Origin of the sequence: Nocardioides sp. NPDC059952 (assembly GCF_042730435.1) — a bacterium.
GTDB lineage: Bacteria > Actinomycetota > Actinomycetes > Propionibacteriales > Nocardioidaceae > Nocardioides.
Map to the genome: position 1 here is coordinate 20851 of NZ_JBHWLY010000059.1, position 17145 is coordinate 37995.

Consider the following 17145-nt stretch of genomic DNA (forward strand, 5'->3'; position numbering starts at 1 on the left):
GCACGAGGAACACTCCCGGGCAACACCCCGGTCCGACGCCAGGGAGACACCCTGGCCGACCCCCTGGTGGCATACCTGGCGAGGGATCGGACCTAGCCGGTCGGGGCTCCCTCGGCGTGCGCCGCGACCATCTCGGCGTACCACCCGAAGGACCGCTTCGGCGTACGCACCCCGGCGGCGTCGACGTGCACCAGGCCGTATTTCCCGCCCACGCCGTCCTCCCAGTCCTTCCCGGTGAACGGCGCCTCCCAGCCGTCTCGGTCGAGCAGGGTGTAGGCGTAGAAGCCGCGTACGTCGACACCGCGCTCGATCGCGGCCGAGACCGCCTCCAGGTGCGCCTCGAGGTAGTCGATCCGGGCCTGGTCGTCGACCTCGCCGTCGACCATCGGAGCGTCGTACGCAGCACCGCACTCGGTCACCACGATCGGCGGCATCGCGGCGCGATAGCGGGATCGGGTGATGATCAGCCACTCCCGCAGGGCGGTGGGCACCACGCCCCAGCCGGTGTCGGTGGCGGGGTAGCCGACGAGCGGCACCATCCGGAACGGGATGTCGTCGCCCTCGGCGGAGGCGCCGATGCGTTGCGGCGCGAAGAAGTTGACCCCGTAGAAGTCGAGGGGCGAACGGATCACGGCCATGTCGCCCGGCATCGTGACCTCGTCGGCGAGACCGGCGATGTCACGGGGATAGCGGCCCATCAGCATCGCCTCGAGAGGCACCGCGTTCCAGGCCAGGTCGATGAGCTTGGCCGCGCCGACATCGGCGGGATCCTCCGAGAGCGGCCAGATCGGCTCGTGGTGGTTGGCACACCCGACCGACTCGACACCGGCGGCGCGCAGCACCTGGACGCCGCGGCCGTGGGCAAGGAGGAGGTGGTGCATCGCCGCGACCACTCCCCAGCCCGCGCGGCGCCCGGGCGCGATCGTGCCGAGTCCGTAGCCGAGGTAGCCGGCCACGTTGGGATCCTGGACCGGCACCCACTCCGGAATCCGGTCGCCGATCAGGTCAGCGACCGTCTCGGCGTAATCGCCGAACGCATCGACGGTGGCGCGGTTGAGCCAGCCGCCATCGGCGGCCAGCGGCTCCGGCAGCTCGCCGGCGTAGAGCGTGGCCGACGGGCGCAGACCGGCCTCGAGCAGCTCGTCGACCAGGCGGTCGTAACGAGCGCGGGCATCGGGATCGAAGGCACCGCGCCCACCCGGCTGAAGCTCACGCCAGGAGACCGCGAACCGGTATCCCGGAGCACCGAGGCGTTGAAGCAGCGCAACATCCTGCTCGCCCCCCGGCCGGGTGGCGTCTGCAGTGCCGAACACGAAGCCAGTCGGGAACTTGGGAAACGCCACGGCACAATCATGACTGTGACTGCCCAGATCCGCCGAGGAAACGCCCGATTCACGGAACGTCCACCCGGCCTCCGGCCAGGAAAAATAACCTGGCACACCTACTCATTCGGCCCCCACTACGACCCCGACCGCATCGGCTTCGGTCCGATCGTGACCTACGACGAGCACCTGCTGCGCAACGGTGAGGGGTTCGACACCCATCACCATGCCGGGGTCACGATCGTGACCTGGCCGCTGTCGGGCGAGGTGACCCACACCGACTCGACCGGGGCCACCGGGACCGTCGCCCCCGGCCAGGTCGGTGTCTTCACCACGGGTGACGGTGTCGACCACTCCGAGTTCGCCTCGGCCGCCGGCACCCGGTTCATCCAGGTCTGGATCGCGGGCAGCACCGGCACGCCGGCGTACGCCGTCCACGACGTCGCCGCGATCGAGGGCGAATGGACCGAAGCGGTCCGTCTGGATCAGGGGACGCTCCAGGTCGCTCGCGTCGGCACCGACGGCCCCGCCGAGATCACCCTCCCGGGCGGGCGTCTCCGTCATCTCCACGTCGCTTCCGGCGCTCTGCTGCGCAGCGGGCTGGCCGAGCCGCTCACCGCCGGCGACGCCTTCGAGGTCACCGCCGGCGACGATCTGCCGCCGGAGTTCACGGTGGCTGCGGGCGTACCGACGGAGCTTCTTCTCTGGACCTTCGAATAGGGCGGACAAGCCCGAGGCCCGACGGATAAAGTCCGCACCAGACTGCTGCTCAGTGTGGAGACTCTGCTCGAAAGGTTTGGTGTGACGACGTTCCTGATCATCGGAGCCGTCGGGCTTGGCCTCCTGCTGGTGTCGCTGGTGATCGGCGACCTCCTCGACGGCTTCCTCGGCGGCGCGCTCGATGCCGACTGGTTCTCGACCGCCGCGATCGGCGGATTCGTGTCTGCCTTCGGGTTCGGCGGCGCGCTCGCCGTCGGCCCTCTCGGCACGATTCCGGCTATCGGGATCGGTGCCGTGGGCGGAGCCCTCTTCGCCTGGTTCGCGCTGTGGCTGACCCGGCTGCTGAAGGAGGAGAACACCGACGCGGCGCCCTCGGGGGAAGCCGCCGTCGGTCTGGACGCTGCCGTGATCACCGCGATCCCGGCGGACGGGTTCGGCGTGGTGCGGGTCGCCCTCGGGGGCCACACGGTGACCTACAACGCCAAGGCTCCCGACACCGAGGATGCGATCACGCCCGGCACCGCCGTGCACATCACCGGAGTCCTCTCACCGACGGCAGTCACCGTCGCGCCGACCTGGCGCGAGATCACCTCCTGACCTGAAGGGGTCCCCATGGAATTGCTGGTGCCGATCGCCGGCCTTGTCGTACTTCTCATCCTGCTTCTGCTGCTGGTCACCAGCCGCTACAAGGTCGCCGGTCCCAACCACGCCTTCATCGTCACCGGCCGCAAGGGCAAGGCGGTCCTCAACCCCGAGACAGGACAGCTCACCACGGACCTGTCCGGCCAGAAGGTCGTGCTCGGCGGGGGCGTCTTCGTGGTCCCGTTCGTGCAGAAGCTGGCGACCATGGACCTCTCCTCGCGGCGGATCTCCGTGCAGATCCGCGGGGCGGTCTCCGGGCAGGGCATCAAGCTCAACCTCGACGGTGTCGCGATCGTGAAGGTCGGCGGCAACGCCGACCAGATCCGGCTGTCCGCGCAGCGGTTCCTCTCCCAGCAGGAGGAGATCGAGCCCTTCACGCAGGAGGTGCTCGCCGGTGCGCTCCGCTCGATCGTCGGTGGCCTGACCGTCGAGCAGATCATCCGTGACCGGGCCGCGTTCGCCCAGCGGGTGGCCGACGAGTCCGAGTCGTCCCTCACCGGCCAGGGCCTGATCCTGGACACCTTCCAGATCCAGGACGTCACCGACGACGGCTCCTACCTCGCCAACCTCGGCCGCCCCGAGGCCGCCCGCATCACGCAGGCCGCCTCGATCGCCGAGGCCGAGTCCCGCCGCGCCGCCGAGCAGGCCCGGATCAAGGCCGAGGAGGAGATCGCGATCGCCCAGCGCGCCCTGGCGCTGAAGCAGGCCGAGATCAAGGCCGAGACCGACGCCGCCGCCGCCAACGCCGCCGCCTCCGGCCCGCTGGCCCAGGCCGACCGCGACCAGGCCATCCTCACCGAGCAGGAGAAGGTCGCCGTACGCCAGGCGGCACTGACCGAGCGACAGCTCGAGACGCAGGTGCGCAAGCCCGCCGACGCCGAGCGCTACCGCGTCGAGCAGGAGGCGGAGGGCCGCCGCAACTCGGAGATCGCCGCCGCGGAGGCCCGCAAGGCCTCCACCATCGCCGCGGCCGAGGCCGACGCCGAGCAGGCCCGCCTCTCCGGTGAGGCCGAGAAGGCCCGCCGTGCCGCGCTGGCCGAGGCCGAGGCCATCGAGGGCGCCAAGCGCGGTGACGCGCAGAAGTCGCTGCGTCTGGCCGGCGCCGAGGCGACCCGAGCCGAGGGTGAGGCGAGCGCTGCCGCCACCCTGGCCGTCGGTCACGCCGAGGCCGAGGCGATGGACAAGCGCGCCGCGGCGTTCGCGTCCTACAACGACGCCGCCGTGCTGCAGATGCTCATCGAGGTCCTGCCCCAGGTCGCCAGGGAGGTCGCGGCGCCGATCAGCGCCATCGACAACCTCACCGTGCTCTCCACCGAGGGGGCCGGCGCCATCCCGAAGCAGGTCAACGACAACGTCGTCCAGACCCTCAACATGCTCAAGACCACGACCGGTGTCGACCTCGGCGGGATGCTCCGCAAGGCCGTCGACTCGACCTCGGCGAACGGCACGGAGATCCCGGCCGGACAGTGACCGATCCACACGTTACTAACACCCTGTCACCAATCCTGTAGAAAACGGACATAAACGTGACAGCCAGGAACAAGTCTGGTTATGTATCCACGTCGACGTAGGGAGGGAGCACTCCAAGCCTCGACCGGGCCTCGCGGCCGAAAGGCCGCCAGGCTCGCCCCTTGAGCTTCTCTACTGTTCCCCCCGTCGGTAGAGAAGCACCGAGGGAAACTGAATGTGGCCCGGCCTCACGGCCGGGCCACATCTTATTTGCCGGTCTCTAGTGGCGCACTAGCGCTCGTTGGCCATCCGGAGGAAGGCCTCGACGAGCGGGCCCGAGGTGGCGGCGCCGTTCTCGCCCTCGTCGACGTAGACGGCCACGGCCAGGTCACCCTGCGCAGCGATCATCCAGGTGTGCGTGAGGCGCTTGCCGTTGCGGTCGAACTCGGCCGTGCCGGTCTTGGCGATCACCGGCTTGCCCGGCACGTCGGTCAGGCCGCTGCCGGTGCCGTCGGTGACCACACCCCGGAAGATCGTACGCAGCTGCTCGGCCTCGTCGGCGGCGAGCGGCTCCACGCCCGACGGCTTGGCGACTTGGCCCTCGACGAGGGTCGGGACCACGGTGTGACCGGCCTGGATGGAGCCGATGACCGTGGCCATCGCGAGCGGTGAGGCGAGCACCTTGCCCTGGCCGATCAGGTCGGCGGCGTGCTCGGTCTCGCCCGCGGGCTCGGGGATCTGTCCGAAGTAGGAGGTGAAGCCGGCGTCGCGGTCGATCCCGAAGCCCAGCGAGGCGGCGGCGGAGGCGATCTCCGCGTGGCCGACCTCGCCGGCCACACCGACCATGGCGGTGTTGCAGGACTCGGCGACGGCGTGGGCGAGGGTGATCTCGCCGAGGGCCGACTTCGGGTACCAGGAGTCGTTCTTGAAGGTCTTGCCGTCGACGGTGGCCTTGGCGGGGCACTTGACCTGGCTCTGTGCGTTGAGCCCCTTGCGCAGCAGGGCCAGCGTGGTCGCGGCCTTGAAGGTCGAGCCCGGCGCCGCCTGGCCGTAGGTGGCCAGGTTCATCTTGTTGTCCTCGCCGTTGGCGGCGACCAGCACGGCACCGTCGCTGGGCCGGATCGCGACCAGGGCACTCTCGGGCTTGACTCGCTTCAGGATCTTCTCGGCGCTCTTCTGGAGCCGCGCGTCGAGAGTGACGGTCAGCGACTTCCCGTCGATCGGGTCGGTGCTGTAGAGCCTCTTGAGCACCTCACCCTCGTCACCGAGCACCGCGACGCGCAGCCCGGGCTTCCCCCGCAGCTGCTCGTCATAGCGCGCCTGCAAACCGGAGAGCCCGGCGAGATCACCCGGAAGGAAGGTGCCGGGCTTCTTCTTCATCATCTCCGCCGTGACCTCACCGACGATGCCGACGACCGGCGAGGCGAACTCCTTGGTCGGGCCGAGCGGGAGGGTCCGGTTGAGCATCGCGGCGCCCTTGATCTTGGCGATCTTCGCGGTCTTGGCCTTCGTCATCATCGGCTTGCGGATCGAGAGCGCCTCGACGAACGCCTTGTCACCGGCAGCCTTGACGCGCTTGGCGTAGCGCTTCGGGTTGATGCCGACGACCGCGGCGACGTCGCGAGCGGCTGCGGGAGCCGCCACCGGGTCGATCAGGGTCTTGTCGATGCCGACCGTGACGACCGGCCGGTCCGCGACCAGGGTCGCTCCGGACGTGCTCAGGATCTCGCCGCGCTGCTGCTGGACGGTCTCGACGTGGAGGCTGCGTCCTTCGGCGAGCGTCGGGGCGACGACCGTCGGCTCCCAGACGAACTCCCACGTGTCATCGGTCTTACGGAGCTCGACCTCCGACTCGTAGGTCCACCGGCCGCCCGGCAGCCCCCACGCCCAGGTGAGCGTCGTCTTCGCACTGTCGGTGCCGTGGCCGGAGAAGACCGGCTTGGTCGCGGACACGTCGGGCGCGCCGAGCTTCCCGAACAGGTTGCCTGTCAGATCGCTGTATTCGGCGGCGACGGCAGCGGGATCGGTCTTCGCCACGAAGTCGACCTTCGTGAACGTGCCGGTCTCCAGCGCGGCGGTCAGGGCCGACGTGCTCGGACCCGGCTCCTTGTCCCCGCCACAGGCGGCAAGCAGCGGTAGGGCAACAGCAAGGGCCGCTATGCCCCGGGAGACTCGCATGGAACGGTTCTATCAGCCTTGCCCCCAAGATTGGGTTACACCCTTCCAACGCGGAGGTTGTGAAGCCGAGGGTGACCAGTAGGCCACGCTCGGCTTCACAACCCATCCGGTCAGTGCGTCGCCAGCCAGGCGTCCAGGTCGACGCCGTGCTGGTCGGCGAGCTTCTCCAGACGCTCACGGGTCGGCGGCTGGAACACCTTCGGCTCGATGTGGCGGTCGAGGGCGGCGTACTTCCTCTGCTTGGCGGCCTGTGCGGGACCGGTCGCCTCGGCCGCGGTGACCACGGCCGGGGTCGCGGTGACCGCGGCGCCGGTGAGCGGCGAGCTCACCAGCGGGGTGTAGCCGTCACGATGGCCGGCGGTGTTGGCGTGATAGGACTCCGCGATCGGGTTGGAGAGCCCGTTGACCCACTCGGGGTTGTCACAGACCGCGTGTCCGGTGAACCGGCTGATCGGGTTGACGTAGCTGAAGCCGGCGGCGCTCGCCCGGGCGGCCGTGGTGTTGTTGAGGAGCACCGCGGTGTCGTTGAGGATCGCCTCGTCCTGCGGGCTGAACCAGGTGAGGGCGTTGCAGTCCTCGCCCATGAACAGCTTCGGATAGCCCACGACCACCACCTTCGCGCTGGGAGCGGCCGACCGGATCCTCGAGTAGAGCGTCCCGAGGCTGGCCGGGAGCGTGTTGCGGATGTAGTTCTGCGCACCCGCGACCGCTCCGGCGCAGTCGCTCGCCCAGGCGGGGAGAGCGCACTCGGTGATCACGTCGACGAAACCGGCGTCGTTGCCACCGACCGAGATGGTCACGTAGCGGGTCGAGCTCGACAGCGCGCTGAGCTGGCTGTTGGTGACGTCGGCGACGACCGCACCCGAGCAGGCGCGGAAGTTGAGGCTGTAGCTCTTCGCCGCGGCGACCAGGCTCGGGTACGCCAGGGTCGAGCGCATGCAGTTGCTGCCGTCGTTGATGTAGGTACGGGTGCCGACTCCTGAGGAGTAGGAGTCACCCAGGGCGACGTAAGGCTCCCCAGCCGCTGAGGCTGGGGAGCCGGGGGCGACGGCGAGGCCGGCACCGAGAAGGGCGATGGAGGTGAGGGAGACCGCGAGGCGGACTGTGGACAGGCGGAAGGTGAAACCGTTCATGGCAACTCCCGAAAGCCGGGGACCGCTGGGGGCGGCCCTTCTCTACGGTTGTACGCGCCCTTGCGCTCCCCCGCAGGAAATTAGTTTTACGTCCTAGTAACTGTCCGGAACCCGCTTACCTGAGTTCATCCGACGTTCTGCAGGCGCGGCAGGAGCCGGTCGAGCCACCGCGGCAGCCACCAGGCGCCGGGGCCGAGCAGCCGCATCACCGCGGGCACGACGAGGCACCGCACCACGACCGCGTCGAGCAGCACCGCGACCGCCATCACGAAGCCCATCTCCTGCAGCATCCGGTCCGGGCTGAACCAGAAGGCACCGAAGACCACGACCATGATGGCGGCGGCGGCGGTGATGACGCCGCCCGTGTGCGCCAGCCCCTCCCGGACCGCCTCCTGGGCATCGCCGCTGCGCAGCCACTCCTCGCGCATCCGCGAGATCAGGAAGACCTCGTAGTCCATCGAGAGCCCGAAGACGATCGCGAAGGTCATCACCGGCAGGAACGCCTCGATCGGACCGGGCTCGACCCCGAGCAGCCCCTCCTGGAAGACGTATGTCATCGCGCCCATCGAGGCGCCGATCGAGAGGAGGTTGAGGATCGCCGCCTTGATCGCCACCGCGACGGACCGGAAGACGCACATCAGCAGCAGCGCGGACAGCCCGACGACGAGCCCGATGAAGAGCGGCAGCTTCTTCCCGACCGCGTCGGAGTAGTCGATCAGCGCCGCGGTCGATCCGCCGACGAGGACGTCGTCGCCGAGATCCTCCCGGAGATCCTTGACCAGCTCGGTGGTCTCGGCGTCCTGCGGGCCGGTCTCCGGGAAGGCGACGGAGGTGAACACCGCACCGTCCTCCGACGGTTGCGGCGGCGTCACGGCGGCGACGCCGGCGTACGCCTGGAGCTCCTCGTACGCCGCCACCGCTTCCTCCTGGGAGCCCTCGGTCATGACGATGAGCGGGCCGTTGGCACCGGGGCCGAACTTGTCGCTGACCAGGTCGTACGCCTTCCGCGTGGTCGAGGAGGGGTCGTCGTTGCCGGCGTCGGCGAAGCCGAGCTGGAGGCTGAGGACCGGGGCGGCGAGGGCGCCGAGGACGACCAGCGAGACGACCAGCGCGACCCACGGGTGCCGCTGCACGCGGTCGGCCCAGGCGCGCCAGCGCTGGCCGGGCTCGCGGCGGGATCGGGCGGCGTGGCGGCGTACGGACCTCTCGAGCCGCTTGCCGAACAGGGTCAGCAGCGACGGGAGCAGGGTGACCGCGGCGATCATGGTCATCAGAACCGTGAGCGCGACGCCGAGCACGATCCCCTGGATCGAGGTCAGCTGCAGCACGTAGAGGCCACAGAGAGCGAGGATCACGCTCACGCCGGCGAAGAGGACCGAGCGACCGGCGGTGTCGATCGCGGTCGAGGTGGCGTCCTCGCGGGTGGCTCCGCCGAGCAGCTCGCTGCGGTAGCGCGAGAAGACCAGCAGCGCGTAGTCGATGCCCACTCCGAGCCCGACGATCATCAGCATCGGCGCGGTGTAGTCCGGGATCGTCGTCAGGTGCGAGAGCAGCGTGACCACGCCGAAGGTCGTGCCGACCGCGAAGATCGCGGTGATCAGCGGCAGGCTCGCCGCCAGGAACGAGCCGAACATGAACAGCATGATCACCAGCGCGGCGAGCATGCCCATCCCCTCGGAGCTGCCGCCCTCGCCCTCGTTCACCTCACGCATCGAGTCGCCGGCCATCTCGACCTGGAGGTCGTCGGTCGACGTCTCGTTCGCCAGCTCGAGGAAGGGCTCATAGGCGCTCACGGGGAGCTCGCCGGCCTCGGCATCCATCACGACGGTGACCAGCGCGGTCGTACCGTCCTCGCTCACCGACCCGCGCTGCGGATCCGCCGCCTCGACGGTCTCGACATGAGGGACCTCGGCGAGGTCCGCGAGCAGCTGGTCGACGGCCTGCTGGTCGGTGTTCCAGCCGCGCTCGTCATGGATGACCGCGCGCACCTCGTCGCCGCGCGATCCGCCGTGCCTCGCCTGCAGCTCGGCCATCTCCTGCGACTGGGTGCCCGGGATGTCGAAGGAGTTGCGGTAGTCGTCGCCGATGCTCTGCGCCGCCGCGGTCACGCCGACGAGGACGACCACCCACAGCAGCAGTGCGGTCCAATGATGGCGTTGGGAGAAGGACGCCAGCCGCCGCAGCGGACTGGGTCTGGTCGTCGTCTGGATGGTCATCATGTCTCCTGTCGTACGTCGCCTGGCTATAGGTAGCCAGACGACATGTATGGAGACAATGTACGGCCTGCTGTGTAGGCTGTCTACATGAAAGCCGACGCCCTCCGTGGCCACCTCGACTCGCTGATCCTGGCCGTCGTCGAGAAGCAGCCCCTCCACGGCTACGCGATCATCGAGGCCCTGAGCGCCCGCAGCGGTGGCGAGCTCGACCTTCCCACCGGCACCATCTACCCCGCGCTGCGTCGGCTGGAGAAGGCGGGCTACCTCGACAGCTCATGGTCCGAGGTCAGCGGCCGCAAGCGCCGCACCTACGAGCTCTCCTCCGCCGGCCGCAGCGCCCTTGCCGCCCACCGCCAGGAGTGGAGAACCTTCGCCAAGGTCGTCTCGGGCGTACTCGGCGAAGCCTGACCCCCGCCGAGACGTCACTCCGGTCGGCCGAGTCGGCACTTGTGGTCGCCCTTTCAGGGAGTTCCCTGATGTGGCCGAGACCGCTGAGCGCAAAAGATGAGCCTATGAGCGCCGTCGACGTCTACCTTGCGGACCTGCGCGCCGCGATCCCCGGCCCGAGCTGGACCCGACGCGACCTCCTGCGCGAGGCCGGCGACCATCTCGAGGACGCGACCGACGCCTACACCGCCGCGGGCTACACGCCCACCGAGGCCGAGGCGCTCGCCCTGCGCGACTTCGGCTCCGTCGACGAGATCGCGCCCGGCTTCCGGGACACCGTCGCGATCGGCGCCGCCCGACGTACGGCGCTCCTGCTCGTCCTCGTCATGATCCCCCAGGCCGTCCTGTGGGACGGCGGGATCGACCTCGGCGCGAGCGCCCACTCAGCCGCTCCCGACAGCGGCCTCTTCCACGTCCTCGACCTCGTCATCGGGTACGTCGGCACAGCAGGCGCCCTCGGCGCGGTCATCGCCCTGGCGGTGACCGCGATCGGTCAGCGTTGGCTCCGGATCGGGCGCCGTACGGCCCGGCTGACCGCCGCCTGGTCCCTGGCCACGGCCGTGATCGTGCCGGTCATCGGCTTCACCATGCTGGCCCTGACCGGCGGCCTCACCGTGTTCCTGGCACTCAGCGCGCTCGCCTTCATGGCCGCGCCGTTCGCCCTGGTCGCCCTCTCCGCCCAACGCACCCTCGCCGCCTGCTAGCCGAGAGGTCACCCCCGTCGCCCGAGGCGTCACTCCGGTCGAGCGAAGCGTCACCCAGGTCGAGCGAGACGTCACCCCGGTCGGACGAGACGTCACCCCGGTCGGACGAGACGTCACCCCGGTCGGACGAGACGTCACCCCGGTCGGACGAGACGTCACCCCGGTCGGACGAGGCGTCACGACGTGACAGGTCGGCCGACGCGAGTGACGCTTCGACCGACGCGGGCGACGTCTCGGATCAGTCGAACTTGCGCTTCTGCCGCGGCTTGCGGGGGCGATCGCCGAAGTCGGAGCTGCCCGGACGGCCACCCTTGTCGAACCGGCCGCCCGAGCGACGCACGGGGGCACCGCCGGAGTCCTCGGAGAGCTCGATGAGCTTGCCGGAGATGCGGGTCGACTCGAGCGCCTTCCAGGTCTCGGGAGCCAAGTCCGCGGGGAGCTCGACGAGCGAGAAGTCGTTGCGGATGGAGATGTTGCCGAAGTCGGCGCGGCGCAGGCCACCCTCGTTGGCGATGGCGCCGACGATCTGGCGCGGCTCGACGCGGTGACGCTTGCCGACCTGGATCTTGTAGGTGGCCAGCGGCTGCCCGCTCTGACGCGAGGTGCTCGTCTCGCGGCGGGGGCCACGGTCGCTGCCGCGGTCGTCGCGGTCGCGACGCCCGCGCCGGTCCTCGTAGGCAGGCTTCTCGGGCTCGGGCTCGAGGAGCAGCGGCTCCTCGCCGTGGAGCACCGCGGCCAGGGCGGCGGCGACGTCGACCTCGGGGACGTCGTGCTCCTCGACGTAGTGACGCACCACGTCGCGGAAGAACTCGATCTTCTCGCCCTCCTGGAGCGCGGCGGTGATGCCGTCGTCGAAGCGGGAGAGGCGGGTCGCGTTGACCTCGTCGACCGAGGGCAGCTGCATCTGGGTCGGCGATGCCTTGGTGTGCTTCTCGATCGCGCGCAGCAGCCACCGCTCACGCGGGGTGACGAACGAGATCGCGTCGCCGGTGCGGCCGGCGCGGCCGGTGCGGCCGATGCGGTGGACGTACGCCTCGACATCGGTCGGCAGGTCGTAGTTGACCACGTGCGAGATCCGCTCGACGTCGAGACCACGAGCCGCGACGTCGGTCGCGACCAGGATGTCCAGCGAGCCGTCCTTGAGCTGGTTGACGGTCTTCTCGCGCTGGGCCTGGGCGATGTCGCCGTTGATCGCGGTCGCGGCGAAGCCACGCGCGCGCAGCTTCTCGGCCAGCGACTCGGTCTCGGACTTGGTGCGCGTGAAGACGATCATGCCCTCGAAGTTCTCGACCTCGAGGATGCGGGTGAGCGCGTCGACCTTCTGGGGGTAGGACACCATCAGGTAGCGCTGGGTGATGTTGGCGGCGGTCTGGGTCTTCGCCTTGACCGAGATCTCCTTCGCATCGCGAAGGTACTTCTTCGACAGCCGACGGATCTGCGCGGGCATCGTCGCCGAGAAGAGCGCGACCTGCTTGTCCTCGGGGGTGTCGGCGAGGATGGTCTCGACGTCCTCCGCGAAGCCCATGTTGAGCATCTCGTCGGCCTCGTCGAGCACCAGGAAGCGCAGCTGGGAGAGGTCGAGGGTGCCCTTCTCCAGGTGGTCCATGATTCGGCCGGGGGTGCCGACGACGACGTGGACACCACGACGCAGCGCGGTCAGCTGGGGGCCGTAGCCCTGCCCGCCGTAGACCGGCAGGATGCGTACGCCGTCGAGGTTGGACGCGTAACGCTCGAACGCCTCGCACACCTGCAGGGCCAGCTCGCGCGTCGGCGCGAGCACCAGGGCCTGCGGCGCGTTCTGGTAGACGTCGAGGTTGGAGAGCACCGGCAGCGCGAACGCGGCGGTCTTACCGGTGCCGGTCTGCGCGAGGCCGACGACGTCGCGGCCCTCGAGCAGCGAGGGGATGGTCGCGGCCTGGATCGCGCTCGGCGTCTCGTAGCCGAGCGCCTTCACGGCCTCGAGGACACCGGCGGACAGGCCGAGTGAGTCGAAGGTCGGACCCTGCTCAGCCTCGACGCTGGACCCACCGCTGGGCGCGCTCGGCTCGTCGGGCGCGGGAGTGGTGGATACGGCAGAATCAGCGTCGGTGCTCACCATCCAACGGTAGGCCCTTATAGCACGATCTCAGCATTCCTCGACGCGGTGGCCCCCGTCACTCAGGAGACGAAGACCTCGTCACCCACCGCGATCTCACCCGGATGGGCGACGGCGAGATGCACCGCAGCCCAGACCTTGCCGTCCCAGCGGCGATGCTGGGCGAGAGCCCGGAGCGGGTCCTTGCCCGACTCCAGAGTGTCGGCGTCGATGGTCGTCATCACGCACCTGTCGATCGGGGCGGCGACCCGGAACCGAGCGCCACCGATCGCGACCTCGCTCCAGCCGTCCTCGGCGAACGCCTCCGGGGAGCCCTCGATCAGCAGGTTGGCACGGAAGCGCTGGGCGGGGACCTCGCCCTCGGCCCATGCGTCGATCTGGTCGGCCGAGGCGTCGGTGATCAGCGACACCGGAGAGGAGTCGTGGAACGCGGCGAACTCGCCGGGCCGATACTTGTCCGGGTTCATCGGCCGCTTCGTCGGGTCGGCACACCACATCAGCCTCAGGTCGTCGCGGCCGAGCGCCTTCCTCAGCCACGCGTCGGCAGGCTCCCCGACGGCCTGTGCCGTGAGCGGCTTCCCGAAGAAACGTACGCCGGCGGCCGGCGTCTCCCGCGGGGGCACCGCCACCTCCAGCGGGTCCATCTCGGGGAACTTCAGCAGCAGGTCCGCACCTGCCGGGCCGCCGGTCGAGGGAGTCTCCGCCACGACCTTGAACAGCTCCCGCACCTCACGAGCCGTCACCAGCTTGCCGCTGCCGTCGACGACCATCCACTCGCGGTCCCCCACGATCCCGGCCCTGCCGACGTACGCCTCCTCGACCGGGCGGATCGCCGTCGACTTCACCGGATGGATGTTGATCCCTGCCAGGCGCATGGGCCCCATTGAAGCGGACACCGCTACTCGACCGTGACCGATTTAGCGAGGTTCCGGGGCTTGTCGACGTCGTGGCCGAGGGCCTTGGCGGCGTGGAAGGCGATCAGCTGGAGCGGGATGGTCAGCAGGATCGGGTCGAGCTCGACCTCGTTCTTCGGTACGTCCACGCGCAGCGCGTCGAGCTCGCCGAGGTCGACATCGGGGTGGGTGACGACGACCAGCGGCCCGCGACGGGCACTGATCTCGTGGAGGGCTGCGACGTTGCGGTCCGTGAGCTCGTCCTGGGGCACGATCGCCACGGTCGGCACGGACTCTGAGATCAGCGCGAGCGGACCGTGCTTGAGCTCGGAGGTCTGATAGGCCTCCGCGTGCCGGTAGGAGATCTCCTTCAGCTTCTGCGCGCCTTCCCGAGCGACCGGGTAGCCGCGTACGCGACCGACGAAGAACATCGACTCGGTCTCGGCCAGGCGCGCCGCGACCTCCTCGAGGTGGGACTCGCTCTTGAGGATCTCCTCGATCTGGGTCGGCAGCGCCTGCAGACCGGCGATGAGCCGCTTCCCGTCGGCGATCGAGAGGTCACGCACGCGGCCCAGCTGGAGCGCCAGGAGCGAGAACGCGACGTACATGTTGGTGAGCGCCTTGGTCGAGGCGACCGCGATCTCCGGGCCGGCGTGCAGGTAGATGCCGCCGTCGACCGCGCGCGCGATCGCCGAGCCGACGACGTTGACGACGCCGAGCACCCGTCCGCCCTTGCGCTTGATCTCCTGGACCGCGAGCAGCGTGTCGATGGTCTCGCCGGACTGCGACACCGCTACGTAGAGCGTGTCGGGCTCGATGATCGGGTTGCGGTAGCGGAACTCCGAGGCCGCCTCGGCGTCGGCGGGGACCCGGGCCAGCTCCTCGATCAGCCCGGCGCCCATCTGGCCGACGTAGTAGGCGGATCCGCAGCCGAGGATCTTCACCCGGCGGATCGCGCGCAGCTCGCGCGGGTCGAGGTTGAGCCCGCCGAGGTGGGCCGTGCCGAACCGCTCGTCGAGCCGCCCGCGGAGCGCCCGCTCGACCGAGGACGGCTGCTCGAGGATCTCGGTGAACATCCGCGGCTCGTCGGCGAGCTCGCCGTACTCGTACGCCGACGGGTCCACGTCGACCTCGCGAGCCGTCGTCGTGGTCGTGGTCAGGTCCTGGCGGAAGGTCGTGAACCCCGTCGCGGTGATGGTCGCGAGCTCGCCGTCGTCGAGGTGGGCGACGGTGGTGGTGTGGCGTACGACCGCGGCCAGGTCCGAGGCGACGTACATCTCCCCGTCGCCGACGCCGACGATCAGCGGCGAGCCGTTGCGGGCGACGACCATGCGGTCGGGGAAGTCGGCGTGCACGACGGCGAGGCCCCAGGTGCCCTCGACCTGCGAGAGCGCGTCGACGACCTTCCCCTCCAGGGTGTCCGCGGTCGACGATCCGATGAGGTGGGCGAAGACCTCGGTGTCGGTGTCGCTGACCAGCTCGACACCCGCCTCGGTGAGCCGCTCCCGCAGCGAGGCCGCGTTGTCGACGATGCCGTTGTGGACGACGGCGACCCGGCCATCGGCGGAGGCGTGCGGGTGGGCGTTGGTGTCGTTGGCCGGACCATGGGTGGCCCACCGGGTGTGGCCGATGCCGACCTTGCCGGCGAACCGCTTCGGCAGCGCATCGACCAGATCGCGTACGCGCCCGGCCTTCTTCACGACCTGGAGCCTGCTGCCCAGCACGGCCACGCCCGCCGAGTCATAGCCCCGGTGCTCGAGCCGGGCCAGTCCCTCGGTGAGCAGGCCGGCAGCCTGCTGGGGCCCGATGTAGCCAACGATTCCGCACATGTGTCCTGTCCGTCCTTATCCGTAGATGAGCCGTCGCAGCTGGCGTTCGGTCAGCTGCGGCGCGGCAACGACCCGCGCCCGAAGCTCCTCGGCGAGCTGCGCGAAGATCGCGTCGTTCTTCGCGCCGTAGGTCTTCAGCTGTGCATGCCGGCGGCGTACGTAGGTCTCGACCGGTTCGTCGAAGTACGCCACCACGTCCTCGATCACGCGCGCCGCCTCCGCGGGCCGGAGCCCGGTGGTGGCGACCAGGTGGTCGATCAGCGCTCGCTCGGCCTTCACGCCACCAACTGTGAGCCACCCACGGGACATCGTTCAAATTTCTGCCCGATTTCGGGCAGAACTTCTCTTTTCGCCCCAAGTGGGGCACGACACACCCACATCGCCCGCCTCGGGGCCCCGAAGTGGGGCACCACGCCTCATCTGGCGGACTACTTGGACATCGGAGTGGGGGTGCGGTACCTTAGGTGAACACAAGGTGAACAGGAGGTGTCTGATGAACGGAAATAAAGTGACCAGCAAGCTCGAGCTCCGCTGGCTCCCCGTCGTCGACCGCCGCGGCCGTAAGCACATGGAGGCCCGCTGGGTCGAAGTCAGTGCGCCCGCGACCACGCGTCACGCTGCCTGAGACCGCTCAACGTTTCCGAGGCCCGCCCCCGACAAGGGAGCGGGCCTCGTGCGTTTAGGGATAGCGTTGTCACTGCAACCAATTTCCCCGCCCGACGTCAGAAAGCCCACGAGAGCGGGAACATTGGGCGAGATTCCCCCGTTATGATGCTTGCAGTTTCAACCAATTCTTCCAGGAGCAAACCCAACATGGGCATTTTCAGCAAGAAGGACACGGCCCCCGCCGCGACCGAGTTCGACACCCCGACCGCCGCCATCGACGACATCGCCGGTGACTACACCCTCGACATCGCCCACACCCGTCTGGGCTTCTCGGCCCGCCACGCGATGGTGACCACCGTCCGCGGCTCGTTCAAGGAGTTCGATGGCACCGCGGCGATCGACACCGCCGAGCCGGCCAAGTCCAAGGTCTCGCTGACGATCAAGGCTGACTCGGTCGACACCGGCAACGCCGACCGCGACGGTCACCTGCTCTCGGGCGACTTCTTCGAGAACGAGACCCACCCCAACATCACCTTCGAGTCGACCGAGGTCGAGTTCGACGGCGAGACCTGGAACATCACCGGTGACCTGACCATCAAGGGCACCACCAAGTCGGTCACCGTGCCGTTCGAGCAGACCGGCTCCGCCAAGGACCCGTTCGGCAACACCCGCGTCGGCTTCGAGGGTGCCGTCGCGATCAACCGCACCGACTGGGGCCTCTCCTTCAACGCCGCCCTCGAGACCGGCGGCGTCCTCGTCTCCGAGAAGATCAAGCTCGAGTTCGACATCTCCGCGATCAAGAACGCCGACGAGGCTGCCTGATCCTGAGGTCGATCTGACCCACGATGCGTCGGGGGGCCCCCGGGTTGTCCCCGGGGGCCCCCCGCGACACCATCGGGGGTGGGGCAGGG

General features: G+C 69.4%; 15 protein-coding genes. 7 read left to right on the forward strand and 8 right to left on the reverse strand.

The window, feature by feature from the left end; genetic code table 11:
- Nucleotides 1-92 precede the first annotated feature (92 nt).
- On the reverse strand, nt 93-1343 hold the full coding sequence (locus ACFV9G_RS22270) for a glycoside hydrolase family 1 protein (protein ID WP_378729982.1): 1251 nt from the start codon (nt 1341-1343) through the stop codon (nt 93-95).
- A 9-nt stretch (nt 1344-1352) separates the two neighbouring features.
- Here ACFV9G_RS22270 and ACFV9G_RS22275 point away from each other — a divergent pair, with 9 nt between their 5' ends.
- From ACFV9G_RS22275 to ACFV9G_RS22285, 3 genes are all read left to right on the forward strand, one after another.
- Complete coding sequence (locus ACFV9G_RS22275; RefSeq protein ID WP_378729984.1) at nt 1353-2042, forward strand: pirin family protein; 690 nt, start codon at nt 1353-1355, stop codon at nt 2040-2042.
- A gap of 81 nt (nt 2043-2123) precedes the next feature.
- On the forward strand, nt 2124-2639 hold the full coding sequence (locus ACFV9G_RS22280; protein WP_378729986.1) for a hypothetical protein: 516 nt from the start codon (nt 2124-2126) through the stop codon (nt 2637-2639).
- Nucleotides 2640-2654: 15 nt separating this feature from the next.
- Nucleotides 2655-4154 carry a flotillin family protein gene (locus ACFV9G_RS22285; RefSeq protein WP_378729988.1) on the forward strand — a complete coding sequence of 500 codons (1500 nt, stop codon included), beginning with the start codon at nt 2655-2657 and terminating at the stop codon, nt 4152-4154.
- A gap of 270 nt (nt 4155-4424) precedes the next feature.
- Here the strand turns inward: ACFV9G_RS22285 and ACFV9G_RS22290 are convergent, their stop codons facing one another.
- The 3 genes from ACFV9G_RS22290 to ACFV9G_RS22300 all read right to left on the reverse strand — a co-directional run bounded on the left by ACFV9G_RS22290 (nt 4425) and on the right by ACFV9G_RS22300 (nt 9660).
- A complete protein-coding gene (locus ACFV9G_RS22290) occupies nt 4425-6311 on the reverse strand; it encodes a penicillin-binding transpeptidase domain-containing protein (protein WP_378729990.1) in 1887 nt (628 codons plus the stop codon).
- Nucleotides 6312-6421: 110 nt separating this feature from the next.
- Nucleotides 6422-7444 (reverse strand): SGNH/GDSL hydrolase family protein, encoded by a 1023-nt coding sequence (locus ACFV9G_RS22295; RefSeq protein ID WP_378729992.1) that lies wholly within the window; start codon nt 7442-7444, stop codon nt 6422-6424.
- Nucleotides 7445-7569: 125 nt separating this feature from the next.
- Nucleotides 7570-9660 carry an MMPL family transporter gene (locus ACFV9G_RS22300; protein WP_378729994.1) on the reverse strand — a complete coding sequence of 697 codons (2091 nt, stop codon included), beginning with the start codon at nt 9658-9660 and terminating at the stop codon, nt 7570-7572.
- 87 nt (nt 9661-9747) lie between these two features.
- On the opposite strand from ACFV9G_RS22300, the gene ACFV9G_RS22305 reads away from it, so the two are divergent.
- Together ACFV9G_RS22305 and ACFV9G_RS22310 are read left to right on the forward strand one after the other, a co-directional pair.
- Complete coding sequence (locus ACFV9G_RS22305; RefSeq protein WP_378729996.1) at nt 9748-10068, forward strand: PadR family transcriptional regulator; 321 nt, start codon at nt 9748-9750, stop codon at nt 10066-10068.
- 104 nt (nt 10069-10172) lie between these two features.
- Nucleotides 10173-10811 carry a permease prefix domain 1-containing protein gene (locus ACFV9G_RS22310; protein WP_378729998.1) on the forward strand — a complete coding sequence of 213 codons (639 nt, stop codon included), beginning with the start codon at nt 10173-10175 and terminating at the stop codon, nt 10809-10811.
- 238 nt (nt 10812-11049) lie between these two features.
- Here ACFV9G_RS22310 and ACFV9G_RS22315 read toward each other — a convergent pair whose 3' ends face one another.
- Genes ACFV9G_RS22315 through ACFV9G_RS22330 form a run of 4 tightly spaced genes read right to left on the reverse strand, consistent with a single transcriptional unit; the run spans nt 11050 to nt 15907 of the window.
- On the reverse strand, nt 11050-12909 hold the full coding sequence (locus tag ACFV9G_RS22315) for a DEAD/DEAH box helicase (RefSeq protein ID WP_378730000.1): 1860 nt from the start codon (nt 12907-12909) through the stop codon (nt 11050-11052).
- 59 nt (nt 12910-12968) lie between these two features.
- Nucleotides 12969-13781 (reverse strand): MOSC domain-containing protein, encoded by an 813-nt coding sequence (locus ACFV9G_RS22320; RefSeq protein ID WP_378730002.1) that lies wholly within the window; start codon nt 13779-13781, stop codon nt 12969-12971.
- Nucleotides 13782-13804: 23 nt separating this feature from the next.
- Nucleotides 13805-15628 carry a glutamine--fructose-6-phosphate transaminase (isomerizing) gene (gene glmS, locus ACFV9G_RS22325; RefSeq protein ID WP_378730004.1) on the reverse strand — a complete coding sequence of 608 codons (1824 nt, stop codon included), beginning with the start codon at nt 15626-15628 and terminating at the stop codon, nt 13805-13807.
- A 15-nt stretch (nt 15629-15643) separates the two neighbouring features.
- Nucleotides 15644-15907, reverse strand: coding sequence for a hypothetical protein (locus ACFV9G_RS22330; RefSeq protein WP_378730006.1), 264 nt, complete (start codon nt 15905-15907; stop codon nt 15644-15646).
- Nucleotides 15908-16121: 214 nt separating this feature from the next.
- Here ACFV9G_RS22330 and ACFV9G_RS22335 point away from each other — a divergent pair, with 214 nt between their 5' ends.
- Both ACFV9G_RS22335 and ACFV9G_RS22340 read left to right on the forward strand, forming a co-directional pair.
- On the forward strand, nt 16122-16253 hold the full coding sequence (locus tag ACFV9G_RS22335) for a hypothetical protein (RefSeq protein ID WP_378730008.1): 132 nt from the start codon (nt 16122-16124) through the stop codon (nt 16251-16253).
- A gap of 188 nt (nt 16254-16441) precedes the next feature.
- Nucleotides 16442-17056 carry a YceI family protein gene (locus ACFV9G_RS22340; RefSeq protein ID WP_378730010.1) on the forward strand — a complete coding sequence of 205 codons (615 nt, stop codon included), beginning with the start codon at nt 16442-16444 and terminating at the stop codon, nt 17054-17056.
- Nucleotides 17057-17145 lie beyond the last annotated feature (89 nt).